The 15,133-nt window shown below is 68.2% G+C and carries 20 protein-coding genes and 1 tRNA gene; 16 read left to right on the top strand and 5 right to left on the bottom strand.

Going from position 1 to position 15,133, the window contains the following annotated elements; all coding sequences use genetic code 11:
* The first annotated feature begins 284 nt into the window (after positions 1–284).
* Complete coding sequence (locus NUW81_RS08730; RefSeq protein ID WP_245112448.1) at positions 285–1,664, top strand: OprO/OprP family phosphate-selective porin; 1,380 nt, start codon at positions 285–287, stop codon at positions 1,662–1,664.
* Between the two features lie 40 nt (positions 1,665–1,704).
* On the opposite strand, the gene phoU is transcribed toward NUW81_RS08730, so the two are convergent.
* Positions 1,705–2,391, bottom strand: a complete 687-nt coding sequence (phoU, locus tag NUW81_RS08725; protein ID WP_245112447.1) for a phosphate signaling complex protein PhoU — start codon at positions 2,389–2,391, stop codon at positions 1,705–1,707.
* Positions 2,392–2,542: 151 nt separating this feature from the next.
* On the opposite strand from phoU, the gene NUW81_RS08720 reads away from it, so the two are divergent.
* The 3 genes from NUW81_RS08720 (at position 2,543) to NUW81_RS08710 (ending at position 4,188) form a co-directional block, all read left to right on the top strand.
* Positions 2,543–3,613 carry a winged helix-turn-helix domain-containing protein gene (locus tag NUW81_RS08720; RefSeq protein ID WP_245112446.1) on the top strand — a complete coding sequence of 357 codons (1,071 nt, stop codon included), beginning with the start codon at positions 2,543–2,545 and terminating at the stop codon, positions 3,611–3,613.
* 32 nt (positions 3,614–3,645) lie between these two features.
* A complete protein-coding gene (locus NUW81_RS08715; RefSeq protein ID WP_245112445.1) occupies positions 3,646–3,939 on the top strand; it encodes a hypothetical protein in 294 nt (97 codons plus the stop codon).
* 87 nt (positions 3,940–4,026) lie between these two features.
* On the top strand, positions 4,027–4,188 hold the full coding sequence (locus tag NUW81_RS08710; RefSeq protein ID WP_245112444.1) for a YqaE/Pmp3 family membrane protein: 162 nt from the start codon (positions 4,027–4,029) through the stop codon (positions 4,186–4,188).
* Here the strand turns inward: NUW81_RS08710 and NUW81_RS08705 are convergent.
* On the bottom strand, positions 4,185–4,811 hold the full coding sequence (locus NUW81_RS08705) for a peptidylprolyl isomerase (RefSeq protein ID WP_245112441.1): 627 nt from the start codon (positions 4,809–4,811) through the stop codon (positions 4,185–4,187). The two genes, NUW81_RS08710 and NUW81_RS08705, sit on opposite strands and share 4 nt — an antisense overlap.
* An 83-nt stretch (positions 4,812–4,894) precedes the next feature.
* Between NUW81_RS08705 and NUW81_RS08700 the strand changes: the two genes are divergently transcribed.
* The 7 genes from NUW81_RS08700 to NUW81_RS08670 are packed head-to-tail and all read left to right on the top strand — an operon-like array spanning position 4,895 to position 9,158.
* Positions 4,895–5,800: a heme o synthase gene (locus NUW81_RS08700; protein ID WP_245112439.1), complete on the top strand. Its 906-nt coding sequence runs from the start codon at positions 4,895–4,897 to the stop codon at positions 5,798–5,800.
* A complete protein-coding gene (locus NUW81_RS08695; protein WP_245112437.1) occupies positions 5,800–5,943 on the top strand; it encodes a cytochrome c oxidase system small membrane protein in 144 nt (47 codons plus the stop codon). Before NUW81_RS08700 ends, NUW81_RS08695 begins: the two co-directional genes overlap by 1 nt.
* On the top strand, positions 5,940–6,473 hold the full coding sequence (locus NUW81_RS08690; RefSeq protein ID WP_260508490.1) for a cytochrome c oxidase assembly protein: 534 nt from the start codon (positions 5,940–5,942) through the stop codon (positions 6,471–6,473). The genes NUW81_RS08695 and NUW81_RS08690 overlap by 4 nt, the downstream gene beginning before the upstream one ends.
* Before the next feature lie 49 nt (positions 6,474–6,522).
* The gene (locus NUW81_RS08685; protein ID WP_245112435.1) at positions 6,523–7,350 is read left to right on the top strand and encodes a cytochrome c oxidase subunit 3; all 828 of its coding nucleotides are present in this window, start codon (positions 6,523–6,525) and stop codon (positions 7,348–7,350) included.
* A complete protein-coding gene (locus NUW81_RS08680; RefSeq protein WP_245113757.1) occupies positions 7,343–7,708 on the top strand; it encodes a DUF983 domain-containing protein in 366 nt (121 codons plus the stop codon). Before NUW81_RS08685 ends, NUW81_RS08680 begins: the two co-directional genes overlap by 8 nt.
* Complete coding sequence (locus NUW81_RS08675; RefSeq protein WP_245112433.1) at positions 7,705–8,295, top strand: SURF1 family protein; 591 nt, start codon at positions 7,705–7,707, stop codon at positions 8,293–8,295. Before NUW81_RS08680 ends, NUW81_RS08675 begins: the two co-directional genes overlap by 4 nt.
* Positions 8,292–9,158 carry a class I SAM-dependent rRNA methyltransferase gene (locus NUW81_RS08670; protein ID WP_245112431.1) on the top strand — a complete coding sequence of 289 codons (867 nt, stop codon included), beginning with the start codon at positions 8,292–8,294 and terminating at the stop codon, positions 9,156–9,158. Before NUW81_RS08675 ends, NUW81_RS08670 begins: the two co-directional genes overlap by 4 nt.
* Here NUW81_RS08670 and ccmB read toward each other — a convergent pair.
* Genes ccmB through NUW81_RS08655 form a run of 3 tightly spaced genes read right to left on the bottom strand, consistent with a single transcriptional unit; the run spans position 9,155 to position 10,760 of the window.
* A complete protein-coding gene (gene ccmB, locus NUW81_RS08665) occupies positions 9,155–9,781 on the bottom strand; it encodes a heme exporter protein CcmB (RefSeq protein WP_245113753.1) in 627 nt (208 codons plus the stop codon). The two genes, NUW81_RS08670 and ccmB, sit on opposite strands and share 4 nt — an antisense overlap.
* Positions 9,781–10,359 carry a heme ABC exporter ATP-binding protein CcmA gene (gene ccmA, locus NUW81_RS08660; RefSeq protein WP_245112429.1) on the bottom strand — a complete coding sequence of 193 codons (579 nt, stop codon included), beginning with the start codon at positions 10,357–10,359 and terminating at the stop codon, positions 9,781–9,783. The genes ccmB and ccmA overlap by 1 nt, the downstream gene beginning before the upstream one ends.
* Positions 10,359–10,760: a metallopeptidase family protein gene (locus NUW81_RS08655; RefSeq protein ID WP_245112428.1), complete on the bottom strand. Its 402-nt coding sequence runs from the start codon at positions 10,758–10,760 to the stop codon at positions 10,359–10,361. Before NUW81_RS08655 ends, ccmA begins: the two co-directional genes overlap by 1 nt.
* Before the next feature lie 85 nt (positions 10,761–10,845).
* Here NUW81_RS08655 and NUW81_RS08650 point away from each other — a divergent pair.
* From NUW81_RS08650 to NUW81_RS08630, 5 genes are all read left to right on the top strand, one after another.
* Positions 10,846–10,936 (top strand) — tRNA-Ser (locus NUW81_RS08650).
* Between the two features lie 69 nt (positions 10,937–11,005).
* Complete coding sequence (locus tag NUW81_RS08645; RefSeq protein ID WP_245112427.1) at positions 11,006–11,515, top strand: pyridoxamine 5'-phosphate oxidase family protein; 510 nt, start codon at positions 11,006–11,008, stop codon at positions 11,513–11,515.
* Positions 11,516–11,571: 56 nt separating this feature from the next.
* On the top strand, positions 11,572–12,759 hold the full coding sequence (locus NUW81_RS08640; protein ID WP_245112426.1) for a 3-deoxy-7-phosphoheptulonate synthase: 1,188 nt from the start codon (positions 11,572–11,574) through the stop codon (positions 12,757–12,759).
* Positions 12,756–14,060, top strand: coding sequence for a 3-phosphoshikimate 1-carboxyvinyltransferase (gene aroA, locus NUW81_RS08635; RefSeq protein WP_245112425.1), 1,305 nt, complete (start codon positions 12,756–12,758; stop codon positions 14,058–14,060). The genes NUW81_RS08640 and aroA overlap by 4 nt, the downstream gene beginning before the upstream one ends.
* A complete protein-coding gene (locus tag NUW81_RS08630; RefSeq protein ID WP_245112423.1) occupies positions 14,057–15,061 on the top strand; it encodes a chorismate synthase in 1,005 nt (334 codons plus the stop codon). The genes aroA and NUW81_RS08630 overlap by 4 nt, the downstream gene beginning before the upstream one ends.
* Positions 15,062–15,133: the final 72 nt, after the last annotated feature.

Genomic DNA, 15,133 nt, shown 5'->3' with positions numbered 1-15,133 from the left:
AGACAAAGCCGTCCCTTCGGGGGCGGCTTTTTCTTTTGTCGAAGAGAAGCCGGGCCGCGCCCAGCCTGCGCGTCAGCGACAGGACGGACGGGGACAGGCCGCCCTGCCCCCGCGTGGCCTCTCGCATCGCGCTATTTGACGATCTCGTTGCTCGCCCGTTTCGGTGACCGCCGCGCACCGTCATCAAACAGAAACCGAGAAGCCATCAAGGTTTCTCGTTCGTCGTCGAACGGCCATCGCAAAGTCACAAAGTCCCCGTGCGGGGCATGAGGGAGGGAGCCATCATGGCCAAACTGATCACCACGGCGCCGCTGGCGCTCGGCATCGCGCTCGCCGCCAATCCGGCCCATGCGCAGGACATCACGACCGAAGAGGCGCAGGCCATGCTCGAGCGCCTCGAAGCGCTCGAAGCCGAAAGCGCCGAGCTCCGCGCGCGCCTGACCGCCGCCGAAGCCGCTGCCGCCGAAGCCACCGCGGTCGCCGCCGCTGCCCAGGCCGACACGACCGCCGTCCAGGCCGAGGTCGAAGTCGCCAAGGAAGAAGCGGCCAAGACCCCCACCATCTCCTCCTTCAAGAAGGCCGACGGCTTCACCCTCAAGCCGCGCGGCCGCCTCCAGTTCGACATGGGCGGCGTCGGGGCCCCCGATGCGATCGACGAGGACGGCCTCGGCAATTCGACCGAAGTGCGCCGCGCGCGCCTCGGTGTCTCGGGCGACCTGCCGGGCGACTTCGGCTACAAGTTCGAGCTCGACTTCGCCGACAGCGAAGTGGCCTTCACCGACGCGCTCGTGACCTACGAGACCGGCGATGCCACCTTCACGCTGGGCCAACACAACAATTTCCAGGGCCTCGAGGAAATCACCTCGTCGAACGACATCAGCTTCATGGAGCGCGCCGCCTTCACCGACGCCTTCGGCTTCGAACGTCGCCTCGGCGTGTCGGCCGAATATGGTGCCGGCGACCTCACCGTCTGGGGCGGTGTCTTCTCCTCGAACATCTCCGACCTCGGCGATGACGGCGAGCAGGGCTACAGCTTCGACACCCGCGCGGTGTTCAGCCCCTCGGTCGGCGATGCGCAGCTCCACTTCGGCGGCTCGCTCCACTGGCGCGACCTCGACAATGACGGCCGCTCGGTGCGCTATCGCCAGCGTCCGCAGCTCCACGTCACCGACGTGCGCTTCCTCAACACCGGCAGCCTGCCGACCTACACCGAATTGAACTACGGGCTCGAGGCCGCCGCCTTGTTCGACCGCTTCCACATCGCCGCCGAGGGTCATTGGATGAAGCCCGACGTCATCTTCGGCGAGGACCCCACTTTCTTCGGTGGTTATGCAGAAATCGGCTATGTGTTCACGCCCGGCTACGAGCGCGGCTATTCGGGCGGCAAGTTCAAGGGCGTCGCCCCCGTCAAGAACGGCAGCTGGAGCGGCTTCGGTGCCCTTTCGGGTAACCTCCGCTACGACCGTCTCGACCTCAGCGACAATGGCATCGTCGGCGGCACGCAGGACGCCATCATGGCCTCGCTGTCGTGGAGCCCCAACGCCTACATGCGCTTCCTCGTGAACTATGCGAACATTGCCTATGAGGACGCCGCGATCAGCGCCGCGGGCGACCGCGACTATGACGTCGACGTCGTTGGCGCTCGCGCGCAATTCGCCTTCTAGTCAGGCGACAATCTGAAGGGAGCCGGGACGGCGCGCGGATTTAATCCGCCGCCGTCTCGTCCTGTTTGGGCCGGTCGGGCAGCAATTCGCCCGTTTCCATGTAATAGACGATCTCGGCGATATTGGTGGCCTGGTCGCCCATACGCTCGAGATGCTTGGCGATGAACAGGCCGTGCGCCGCCCAGTCGACCTCGTCGGCATGGCCGCGCATGTAGCCGACCGTGTCCTTGAAGATCGACGCGTAGAGCGTGTCGATCGCGTCATCGTCCTCGCAGGTCTTGGTGGCAAGATCCGCATCGCGGTCGGCATAGGCCTTGACCGCCTGGTCGATAAGGTTGCCCGACAAGAGCGCCAGCTCGGCCAGCCGGCCCTTGAGCGGCTCGGCATCCTCGTCGGTCACCTTGCGCGAGCGGCGCGCGATATTCTTGGCATAGTCGGCGACGCGCTCGAGCACATTGGCGATCTTCAACGCCGAGATGATGTCGCGCAGATCGTCCGCCATCGGCGCGCGCAGCGCGATGGTGCGGATGGCGAACTGGTCGATCCGCGCCTCGAGCGCGTCGATCGCCGCATCGCCCGCAATAACCTTCTCGGCCAGCGCGCGGTCGTTCTTGGACAAGGCGTGGATCGCCCCGTCGAGCGCGGTACGCGCCATGCCTCCCATCTCCACGATCAGGTCGCGAAGGGTGGTGAGATCATCATCGAATGCGCGGACGGAATGTTTCATTTGCGTTGCCATAATATGACATCTGTATCACAGTTTGTTTTCAGATGCGAGAATTAATGCAGGCCCAGCGCTTGGGGACGCCTATTGTTCCCATAGCGAAACGGTCGCGACGGTCTTTGCAGCGCCGCGGCCTCTGCTACAGCTTGGCCGCATGAGCGACGCGACCACCTACGGGTTCGGCCCCTATCTCCTCGCCCCGCACGAGGCGCGGCTGACGCACGACGGCAGCGTGGTGCCGCTCCAGCCGCGCACCTTCGACCTGCTCGTCCATTTCGTCCGCCACCCCGCCACCCTCCATGGCAAGGACGCGCTGTTCGAGGCGGTCTGGCCCGGCGTCACCGTCGGTGACGAGGCGCTCACGCAGGCGATCAAGGACCTCCGCAAGGCGCTCGGCGACAGCGCTACCGAGCCTGCCTATATCGAGACCGTGCGCGGCCGCGGCTATCGCTTCATCGCGCCCGTCGAAACTTCAGCGCCTTCGACACCTGCCAGCCGTCCCCACGGCCAGTTCGACCTCGTCCTCGCGGGCACGCTCGGCGGCGGCATGGCGGGGCTCGCCGGCGGGCTCGTCTATGGCCTCAGCGCGGGCATCGCCAACGACGCGTGGCTCCCGATCCTTCTCGTCATGACCACGCTGACCACCCTCGTCGCACTGCTCGGCGCCTTTGCGCTCTGCACGGGCATGGCGGTAGCGAGCCGCCTCGCGGGGCGGCGCTGGCTGTTTAGCGCGGTAGGCGCGGGGCTCGGCGGCTTCATCATTGGCGACCTCTTCCACCTCTTGGCCTCGGGCAGCTTCTCCGTCCTCCTCGGCACCGAGCATCGCGACTTCACCGGGGGGCTCGAGGGACTGATCCTCGGCGGCGCCATTGCCGCGGGCGCGCAGATGGCGGGGGGCACGGACGCCCCCCGCCGCCGCGTCATCCTCGGCGCGGGCCTCGCGGGCGCCTTCGCGGGCGCGCTCATCCTCATCGCCGGCGGCAAGCTCATGGCGGCCAGCCTCGGCGCGCTCGCCCGCCAGTTCCACGGCGCCTCGACCGACCTCGGCGCATTCGGCGCGCTGTCGGAGGGCGCGGGCGCGCTGCCGGTCGCGGTCGGGGCCTTCGAGGGCCTCCTCTACGGTGCCGCGATCAGCGCCGCCATCCTCCTGCGCCTCCACCGCAAAGCTGCGGAAATCACGACATCCTCACCTCCCGCTCATGCAGGCGAGGAGGCCGCGGGCTAGGCAGGAAGCCTGTCCAACAGGAGATTTTCCGCATGACCCTTACGTTCGATAGCCGCCTCATCCGCCCGCTCGGTTGGGGCCTCGCCCTCGCCCTCCTCCTCGCCCCTGCCGTCGCCATGCAATTCAGCGACGAGGTCCGCTGGGGCCCCGGCGATTTTGTCATCTTCGCCATGCTGCTCGGCCTCGTCGGCCTTGCCGTCGAGCTGATCGTCGCCCGCATCCGCAGCGGCTCGACCCGTGCGCTCGCGATCATCGCCGCGCTGCTCGGTTTTCTCTACATCTGGGCCGAGCTTGCCGTCGGCATCTTCACCAACCTCGGCAGCTGAGGCGGGAACGCCGCCGCGCCATCATCGGTTCGACAAGGCAAAGGGCCGTCCCCTTCGGGCGGCCCGCACCTTTGTCAGGAGTATTTGATGGCCAACCTTCTCATCCTCATCGCCACCATCTTCATCCCGCCGCTGGGCGTGGCGCTGAAGCACGGGCTCGACCGCGATTTCTGGATCAACCTCGTGTTGACGCTGCTCTTCTTCGTGCCGGGCCTGATCCACGGCCTCTACGTCAACTTCCTGCGCTAGTCGGAAAGCTTTTCCGCGCCGGTCACCTTGACCGGCTCGACCAGCATCTGCCCCTTCATCGGGCCCTCGCCCGCCTCCGGATCGACGGGCGAGCCGAAGATCGCCTCGACGACCTCCATCCCCTCGACCACGCGGCCGAAGGGGGTGAAGCCGTGGAAATCCGTGCTCGCGTCGAAGGCGGGGATCTCGTTCAGCGTGATGAACCAGTCGTTGCGCCCCTGCCCAGGCTGCGGCGCGATCAGCGAGATCACCCCGCGCTCGTGAAGGATCCCCGTGTCGGCGGTCGATTCATGCGCGATCGGGTCGAGCAGCTTGTCGGTGCGCCGCACCCCGAACTGCGCGATCCCGCCATCGGCATAAGGCATGGCGCGATAGAAGGTCGCATGCTCGAGAAAACCCTTCTCCACATAGCCGAGAAAGGCCTCCGTCGTGACCGGCGCGCGCCCGCGGTCGAGGGCGAGCAGGATGCGCCCCTTGTCGGTGTCGATCGCCACCCGCACGAGGTCCTCGGCGACCTGTACCGCCTCGGGCGCGGCCACGGCCAACGGATCGGCGGGCGGCGGCGCGGTCTCCTGCAGCGGGGTGGCGAGCAGGGCGGCGAGGAGGAGGGGCAGGTTCGTCATGGCCGCCATCCTAGCTCCACCGCCCCCTTCCCCCAAGTCCCTCTTTGATTCATGCAATCAACGCCTTATAGGCCAGCCCGACCATGCAGAATGCCGCCACCGATATGCCGCGCTATCCCGCCAGCGCCGCCGACCTGTTCGCGCTGACCAAGCCGCGGGTGATGAGCCTTGTCGTCTTCACCGCATTGTGCGGCCTGCTCGCCGCGCCCGAGACGATCCCCTTCGTCCTCGGCTTCACCGCGATCCTGTGCATCGCGGTCGCGGCCGGCGCCTCGGGCGCGCTCAACCAGTGGTACGAGGCCGATGTCGACGCCAAGATGAAGCGCACCAGGGGGCGTCCGCTCCCCGCGGGCCGGATGGAAAAGCGCTCGGCGCTCCATTTCGGCGTCGGCCTCGGCGCCTTCTCGGTCGTGCTGATGGGGCTGGCGACCAACTATCTCGCCGCCGCGATCCTTCTCTTCTCGATCTTCTTCTACGCGGTGATCTACACCGTCTGGCTGAAACCCCGCACCCCGCAGAATATCGTCATCGGCGGCGCCGCCGGCGCCTTCCCGCCGCTCATCGGCTGGGCCGCGGTGACGGGCGATGTCACGTTGCTGCCGGTGCTGATGTTCCTCATCATCTTCCTGTGGACGCCGCCGCACTTCTGGGCGCTCAGCCTGTTCGTGAAGACCGATTACGACGCGGCGGGCATCCCCATGCTCCCCGTCGTGGCGGGCAATGCGACGACCCGCCGCCAGATCGTCATCTACACGCTGCCAATGGTCGCCGCCGCGCTCGCCCCCTGGCCGCTCGGCCTGACCGGGACCGTCTACGGTATTGCCTCGATCGTCCTCAACGCCATCTTCCTCTTCCTCGCGATCCGCGTCGGCATGAACAAGGCCGAGGATCCCGCCGACATGGGCCCCGAGAAAAAGCTCTTCGGCTATTCGATCCTCTACCTGTTCGCGCTCTTCGCGATCCTCACCATCGACCGGATGTTCTTCTGATGACCGACACGCCCCCGCCTTTCGACGAGAACGAATATCGCCGCCGCCAGCGCGAACGCGCGCGCATCATGGCGATCCTGCTCATCGCCTTCGTGGCGCTCGTCTTCGGCATCACCATCGCCAAGATGGGGCTCTATTCGTGAGCGAAGCGCTCGCCTCGAAGAACAACAATCGCATCGCGATTCGCGCCGCGCTGTTCGCGCTTCTCATGCTCGGCGTCGCCTTCGCCGCGGTCCCGCTCTACCGGATCTTCTGCCAGGTCACCGGTTTCGGCGGCACCACCCAGCAGGCGGTCGAGGCCCCCGGCGCGGTGGCGGGCGAGATCGGCGTGCGCTTCGATGCCAATGTGAACGGCGCGCTGCCGTGGAAGGTCGAGGCCGCCAAGACCGTGCGCATCCAGCCGGGCGCGCGCACGGTGGTCAATTACACCGCGACCAACCTCACCGCGCGCGAGGTCACGGGCACCGCGACCTTCAACGTCTCCCCGCTCCAGGCGGGGCAATATTTCTCCAAGATCGAATGTTTCTGCTTCACCGAACAGACGCTGAAACCCGGCGAGAAGGTGGAAATGCCGATCATCTTCTTCGTCGATCCCGCGATCGCCGAGGACCCCAACACCGACTTCATCGACGAGATCACGCTCTCCTATACGTTTTTCCCGGTGGAAAAATGAGGAGAGGCGGGCTAGGACCCGCGCAAAGCTGAACTAGAGGACCTGTTTCATGGCTGGCACCGTCAACCACGACTATCACATTCTTCCCCCCAGCGCCTGGCCGCTGGTCGGCGCCATTTCGGCAATGACCATGCTCGCCGGCGCCGTCATGTGGATGCACGACTACGCCTATGGCGGCCTCGTCTTCGGCGCCGGCCTCATCGGCGTGCTGTTCACCTTCTACAGCTGGTGGGCCGACGTGGTGAAGGAAGCCAATTCGGGCGACCACACCCCCGTCGTCCAGCTGCACCATCGCTATGGCATGATCCTTTTCATCGCCTCGGAAGTGATGTTCTTCGTCGCGTGGTTCTGGGCCTATTTCGACGCCTCGCTCTTCCCCAGCGCGGTCGACGCGGTCGGCGGCGAATGGCCGCCTGCCGGGCAGGAAGTCCTCAACCCCTTCGGCTATCCGTTGCTCAACACGCTGATCCTCCTGTGCTCGGGCACCACCGTGACCTGGGCGCACCACAGCCTCATCCACGGTGACCGCGACGGCCTGAAGAAGGGCCTGCTCGCGACCATCGCGCTCGGCGTCGTCTTCTCGTGCATCCAGGCATTTGAATATGCCGTCGCCCCCTTTGCCTTCTCGACCGAGAATGGCGGCAACATCTACGGCTCGACCTTCTACATGGCGACCGGCTTCCACGGGGCGCACGTCCTCATCGGCACGATCTTCCTGATCGTCTGCTACCTGCGCGCCAAGCGCGGCGACTTCACCCCCAAGCACCACTTCGGCTTCGAAGCGGCGGCCTGGTACTGGCACTTCGTCGACGTCGTCTGGCTGTTCCTCTTCGCCACCATCTACGTGTGGGGCGGCTGGGGCGCGACCTATCACTAGTGGCGATCGCCCGGGGCTGGCCGACGCCAGCCTCGGGGGCCGCTGCCCGCGCTGCGGCGCCAAGACCCTGTTCAAGGGCCTCCTGACCTTCGCCGACCACTGCCCCGCCTGCGGGCTCGACATCGGCAGCTTCAATGTCGGCGATGGTCCCGCCGCCTTCCTCATCCTCATCCTCGGCACCGTGATCGGCGTCGCCGCCATCTGGCTCGAGCTGGCGCTTGAACCGGCCTGGTATGTGCATCTCGTCTGGGTGCCGGTCCTCCTCGCCCTCACCATCTGGGGGCTGCGCGTGGGCAAGGCCGCGCTGCTCTACCAGGAGGTGAAGAACGACGCGCGCGAAGGACGCCTGTCCGAATGAACCGCACCAAGCTCCTCATCGGCGGCATCATCACCGCGGGCGCGGTCGCGGTCATGATCGGCCTCGGCTTCTGGCAACTCGACCGGCTCGAGGAAAAAGAGGCGCTCATCGCCCGCTACGAGGCCGCTGCCGACCAGCCGCCGATCGCCTATCCTCTGATGCCGGGCGAGGATCTCCCGCTCTACCGCAAGAGCGCGCTCACCTGCCTCGAGGTCACCGGCTGGCGTCACCAGGCAGGGGCCAACCGCGACGGCAGGTCGGGCTATGTCCATGTCGCCGACTGCCGCCTCGGCGCCGAGGGCCCGGGCGCGGCGGTCGAGACCGGTTGGAGCCAGGAACCGACCGCAGGCACCGACTGGCAGGGCGGGCAGGTGGAGGGGGTGATCGGCCCCGACGAAAAATATCGCTACCGCCTCGTGTCGGACACCGGCCTCGGCGGGCTCGCCGCCAGCGCCCCGCCCTCGCTCGACGCGATCCGCAACAACCACCTTGCCTATGCGATCCAGTGGTTCGCCTTTGCCGCCATCGCCACCACCATCTTCCTCCTCGCTACCCGCAAGAAGAAAAAGCAGGACGCCGGAAAATGACCGACCTCCTCACCCTCGTGACCGAGCCGTGGGACGATTACGCGCTCATCGACAGCGGCAACGGCCGAAAGCTCGAGCGCTTCGGCCCCATCCGCACGATCCGTCCCGAGCCGCAGGCGATGTGGGAGCCGGCCGACCATGACTGGGACGCCCATGCCGAATTCGTCCCCGCCTCCGACGCCGAGGGCAAGGGCCGCTGGCAGCATTACCGCGACGTCCCCGACCAGTGGCAACTGAAGCGCGGCAATGTCGCCTTCAATGCCAGCCTCACCCCCTTCCGCCACTTGGCCTTCTTCCCCGACATGGCGCCGCAATGGGATTTCGCTCGGGAACGCCTTGGCGAAGGCAGCACCGCCCTCAACCTGTTCGGCTACACCGGCGTCGGCACGCTGCAGATGAGCGATACGGGCGCCGAGCTCGTCCATGTCGATGCCTCGAAGAAATCGGTCGAGGGCGCGCGCGAGAATGCGGCGCTGTCGAACATGGCCGACCGCCCCATCCGCTGGCTGGTCGAGGACGCCGGCAAGTTCGCCGCGCGCGAGGTCCGGCGGACACGCCGCTACGACGGCATCATGCTCGACCCGCCCAAGTTCGGGCGCGGCCCCAAGGGCGAGCGCTGGGACATCGACACCGGCCTCGCCCCGCTCTTGAAGGACTGCATCAGCCTGCTCGACGACAAGAGCCGCTTCTGCATCCTGACCGTCTATGCCGTGCGGATGAGCGCGCTCGCCATCGGCGAACTGATGCGCCAGCAGGCCGCGCACCTGCCCGGCCGTGTCGAGCTCGGCGAGATGGGCGTGCGCGAGGAACGGCGCGGGCTCGTCCTGCCCACCGCCATCTTCGCCCGCTACGTCAACGACTAGGCCTCGCGCAGCCCCATTCCGGCAACGAAGGGGCTCGCCGCGGTCAGCAAGAGCGACACGGCGCCCAGCAGCGCCATCGCCCCCGCCTCACCCTGCGCCGCGCCCGTCCCGAAGATCAGCACCGGCACGCCGAGCGGCACGACGAGCAACCCCGCCAAGGCCCCTGCGCGCGACAGCCCCGCGGTCAGCGCCGCCGCCATCAGCCCCAGCCCCGCCAGCGCGGGCGTGCCGATCAGCAGCGTCAAGGCAAGCCGCGGCACCTCGCCTTCTTCAAGCCCGAGCAATGCAGCCGCAGGCAGCAGCGCGACGATCAGCGGCGGGCCGAAACTCAGCCAGTGACCGGCGAGCTTCGACAACGCGATCCATTCGGTCGAGGCACCGCGAAGGCGCAGCTGGTCGATCGTCCCGTCGGCAAGGTCGGGGCCGACCAGCCGGTCGACCGGTAGCAGCGCGGCCAGCAACGCGGCGATCCACACCATCCCCGGCCCGACGCGGTGCAGCAGCTCGGCATCGGGGCCGGTAGCAAAGGGCACCAGCGTGGCGACGAGCAGGAAGAAGGCGATCGGCAGCCCCGCGCCGCCGCCCAGTGCGCGCCGCCATTCGCGTCCGACAAGCGCGCGCATCATGGTCGCATCTCGTGGTTGCGCCAGTCCTCGCCCAGCGGCTGGTGGCTCGCCGCCAGCACCGCCCCGCCCAGCGCGCGATGCCGCGCGACAAGGTCGGCCAGTCGCTCCTTCGACGCGGCATCGAGCCCGTCGGCAGGTTCGTCGAGCAGCCACAGGCTCGCCCCCGAGGCCGCCACCCGCGCCAGCCCCGCGCGCCGCTTCTGCCCTGTCGACAGATAGGACACCGGCACATCGGCCAACGCCGACAGGCCCAAGGCCTCCATCGCCGCGCCGAGCCGTTCCGTCCCGCCATCAAGCGCCGCCCAGAAGTCCAGCGCCTGCCCGAGCGGGCGGTCACGCTCCAGCGCCAGCCGGTCATCGGCCAACGCCAGCTCGCGGCTCACCACCCGCCCCGCGGCAGGCGGCAGCAGCCCCGCGGCCACCTTGAGCAGCGAGGATTTGCCAACGCCATTGGGCCCCGTCAGCAGCATCGCCTCGCCCGGCGCCAGCTCGAAGCTCAGATCCTCGAACAGGGTTCGCCCGCCGCGGCGGCAGGTCACGCTTTCGAAGCGCAAATGCGGGATCACGCCCGCCATCAGACCATGTCCTCGAGCGCGTGCATGTCCTCGTCGGAAAAACCGAAATGATGCCCGATCTCGTGGATCAGCACATGGGCGACGAGATGCTCCAGCGTCTCGTCGCCGCGCTCCATCCATTCGAGCAGGATCGGCAGGCGGAACAGCCGCACCTTGTCGGGCAGCGTGCCGCTATGGTCGATCGACCGCTCGGTCATCGGCAGGCCTTCATAAAGGCCGGTGAGCTCGTAAGGATCCTCGATCGCCATCTGGCGAAGCGTTTCCTCGTCGGCGAAGTCCTCGACCAGCATGACGACAGCGCCGAGATGGCAGGTGAATTCGGCGGGCAGCCTTGCAAAAGCCGCACGCGCGATTTCCTCCATCTCCGCCCCCGAGGGCGCCGTGCCGAACGCTCGCGTCATGATGTTCGCCTAAGCAAAGCCGCCCGCCCCCCGCAACCCTTGCTTGAACGGGCGCGCCGCTTGGGCTAGGCGCTCGCACTGGCGCGGAGCGGTGGCCGAGTGGTCGAAGGCGCACGCCTGGAAAGTGTGTATACGGTAACCCCGTATCGTGGGTTCGAATCCCACCCGCTCCGCCATTTCCCTCGGGCTCGACCCCTGCCCCCCGATCTGCGATACTCGCCCTCGAAAAAAGAGGGAGACACGCCATGCTCGACAAGGCCCTTTCGATCCTGCGCGACAACCGGCTGATGTCGATCGCCACGCTGCGCGAGGACGGCTGGCCGCAGGTCACGATGGTCGCCTACGCCCATGACGGCATGCGCCTCTATTTCGTCGTCTCCAAGCGCAGCCAGAAATTTCGCAACATCAGCGCCGATGATCGAGTCTCCGCCACGATCGGGCGCGACGTCATCGATCCCGTGTCGATCAAGGGCCTGTCGATCGCGGGCCATGCCAAGGAAGTCACCGACGCGGCCGAGCGGGACAAGGCCATCGACCTCCTCATCGCCTCGCGCCCCGCATTGAAACAGCTCGACCGCCCCGACCCGCACCGCGCCGCGGTCATGGCGATCGACCCCGACATCGTCACCGTGCTCGACTATTCCGAAAGCTACGGCAACGCGACCATGCTCGAGCGCACCGAGGAGGGCGACTACAAGAGCTTCAGCCGCGCCGACGACTGGGGCTACGGCTCGACCTTCCGGCCCGCCGACTAGGCCCTTCTTCCACGCTTTGCAGCGGGGTCCGGCTCGGCTACTCCTCGGCGCGCACCATGAACCGCCCCTTCGCCCCTTCCGCCGACCGCTGGCGCCCCGACAGCTGGCGCAGCGCGCCCGCGCACCAGCAGCCCGACTATGCCGATGCCGAACGGCTGGCGGCGGTCGAGGCGCGGCTGCACGAGGGTGCTCCCGTCGTGGCGAGCGCCGACATCGCCGCGCTGCGCCGCGAGATCGCCAGCGTCGCCAAGGGCCGTGCCTTTCTCCTCCAGGGCGGTGACTGTGCCGAGAATTTCGACGATGCCATCGCCCAGCGCGTGGCCCGTCTCGCCACCCTGTTCGACGCGATGGCGGCACCCATCGAGGCGCGCACCGGCGCGCCCGTGCTACGCATCGCGCGCATCGCCGGCCAGTTCGCCAAGCCGCGCTCGGCCCCGACCGAACAGCGCGGACAGGTCGAGCTTCCCGCCTATCGCGGCGACATCATCAACGGGCAGGGCTTCTCGGGCGCCGCCCGCGCGCCCGATCCGGAGCGCATGGTGCAGGCGCATATCCAGTCGGTCGGCACTGCCGCCACGCTGGCGGCCGCGCGCCACGGCCGCGCGCCCGTCTTCACCAGCCACGAGGCCCTGCTCCTCCCCTATGAGGAAGCGCTGACGAGGGCCGATCGCGACGGGCGCTGGTGGGCGACGTCGGGCCATTTCCTGTGGCTCGGGCATCGCACGCGCCAGCTCGATGGCGCCCATGTCGCCTTCCTCTCGGGCATCGCCAACCCGCTCGGCGTGAAGATCGGCCCCGACGTCGAACCCGATGCGCTCGGCGCCCTCGTCGACCGGCTCGATCCGCGGCGCGAGGCCGGCCGCCTCACGCTCATCCTCCGCCTCGGCGCCGATCTCGTCGAGGACCGCCTGCCCCCGCTGCTCGCCGCCATGAAGGACCGCCCGCTGGCGTGGATCGTCGACCCCATGCATGGCAACACGGAGAAAGCAGGCGGACGCAAGCTCAGGCGCTATGACCGCATCCTCCACGAGACCGCCGCCTTCTTCCGCCTCGCCCGCGAGGCCGGCGTGCATCCCGGCGGCGTGCATCTCGAAATGTCTCCCGACCCCGTCACCGAATGCCTCGGTGGCGGCGGGCCCGAAAGCGCCGACGAGCTCGGCCGCGCCTATCGCACCGCCTGCGACCCTCGCCTGAATGGTGATCAGGCGATGCAGTTTATAACCGATCTGGAAAGAATGTTGTGACCCCGCTGACCGCCCATCCCTCGCCCCGCTTCGGCGGCGAGACCGACTTGCCCGGCGACAAGTCGATCAGCCATCGCGCGCTGATCCTCGCCGCGCTGGCCAATGGCACCAGCCGCATCACCGGCCTGCTCGCCAGCGACGACGTGCGCGCCACCGAGGAGGCGGTCAAAGCCTTCGGTGCCCATGTCGAGCGCGACAGCGAAGGCGCCGCGCTCGTCACCGGCCGCACGTGGCAGTCGCCTGCCGAGCCCGTCGATTGCGGCAACAGCGGCACCTCGGCGCGCCTCCTGATGGGTGCTGCGGCAGGCTTCGAGGGTCTTGCCGCAACCTTCACCGGCGATGCCAGCCTGTCGTCGCGGCCGATGGACCGCATCACCCAGCCGCTCCGCCGCATGGGCGCCTCCATCGACGGCGGCGAAACACTGCCGCTCGACCTCATCGGCGCGCGCCTCGGCGGCATCGACTATGCCAGCCCCGTCGCCTCGGCGCAGGTCAAGTCGGCGATCCTGCTCGCGGGGCTGCGCACCGACGCGCCCGTCCGGATCGTCGAGCCGCGCCCCAGTCGCGACCATACCGAGATCATGCTCGCCCAGTTCGGCGTCGAGGGCGGGGTCGAGGAGGTCGAGGAAGGCGTCGCCATCACGCTGGGCGAGCAGCGCCGCCTCACCGCGACCGAACTGCACGTGCCGGGCGACCCCTCGTCGGCCGCCTTCATCTGGGCGGCCGCCGCGATGATCCCGGGCGCGCGCGTCACCACCCGCGGTGTGCTAGTCAACGCCACCCGCACCGGCTTCATCGAGAAGATCGAGGAAATGGGCGCCGCCGTCACGCTCGACAATCACGTCCTGCGTTCGGGCGAACCGGTCGGCGATGTCACTGTCGCGCATGACCGCCTCGAGCCCGTCCACGTGCGCCCCGAGGAGGTGCCCGCGATGATCGACGAGATCCCCATGCTCGCCTGCGTCGCCGCGCTCGCCGAGGGCGAGAGCGTGTTCGAGGGGATCGGCGAGCTGCGCGTCAAGGAAAGCGACCGGATCGGCGCGGTCGCCGCCGGCCTTACCGCCAATGGCGTGACCGCCTTCGCGACCGAAGACAGCCTGCGCGTCATCGGCAATGGCGCGGTCGCGGGCGGCCGCATGGTCTCGACCCGCCACGACCATCGCATCGCCATGGCCTTCCTCACGCTGGGTCTCGCCGCCAAGGCCGCGATCACGGTCGACAATGCCGAACCGATCGCGACCAGCTTCCCCGACTTCACCGCGCTGATGCGCGGCCTTGGCGCGGGGATCGCGACGCGATGAGCATCAACAGCCTCGGCCACCTCTTCCGCCTGTCGACCTGGGGCGAGAGCCACGGCCCCGCCATCGGCGGCATGATCGACGGCTGCCCCCCGGGGCTCGAGCTCGACGAGGCCCATGTCCAGGCCTTCCTCGACAAGCGGCGCCCCGGCACGGGACGCAATGTCACCCCGCGGCAGGAGCCCGACCGGGTCCGCATCCTCTCGGGGGTCTTCGAAGGCCGCACCACCGGCACGCCGATCGCCTTCATGATCGACAATGTGGATGCGCGCTCGAAGGACTATCCGGCCGATGCCCCCTATCGCCCCGGCCATGCCGATTATGCCTATGACGCCAAATATGGCTTCCGCGACCCACGCGGCGGCGGCAGGGCGTCCGCGCGCGAAACCGCGATCCGTGTGGCGGGCGGCGCAGTGGCGCGCCTCGTCATCCCCGACGTTCGCATCGACGCCCGCGTCACCGCCATCGGCGGCGAGCGCGATGGTACCAAATGGGAATCAATGCTCGATCAAGCGCGAACCGACGGGGATAGCCTCGGCGCGATGGTCGAGGTCGTCGCCAGCGGCGTGCCCGCCGGCTGGGGCGCCCCCGTCTATGCCAAGCTCGACGCCGCGCTCGCCGGCGCGATGATGTCGATCCCCGCCGTGAAGGGTGTCGAGATCGGTGCGGGCATGGCGACCGCCGCCGCGCGCGGCTCGGACAATGCCGACCCCATGCGCATGGGCGAGGACGGACGGCCCGCCTTCACTGCCAACCATAGCGGCGGCGTGGCGGGGGGTATCTCGACGGGCCAGGACATCATCGTCCGCATGGCCTTCAAGCCGACCAGCTCGATCCGCACCGCGGTCCCGAGCATCAACGCCCGGGGCGAGGAAGTCGACGCCTCGACCCGCGGCCGTCACGACCCCTGTGTCGGCATTCGCGGCGCCCCCGTTGCCGAGGCGATGATGGCGCTCGTGCTGGCCGATCATTTCCTCCTCCACCGCGCCCAGTGCGGCGGCTGAGCGCGCTGTCCTACACGGCCCGCGCGGGCTAATATCCGACTGCTCTTTCTCCCGCGCCGGCACCCCGAAGTT

The organism is Sphingomicrobium aestuariivivum, assembly GCF_024721585.1.
Classification (GTDB): domain Bacteria; phylum Pseudomonadota; class Alphaproteobacteria; order Sphingomonadales; family Sphingomonadaceae; genus Sphingomicrobium; species Sphingomicrobium aestuariivivum.
Note: the sequence above shows the minus strand (reverse complement) of the source record. Positions and strands in the feature narration are given on the sequence as shown.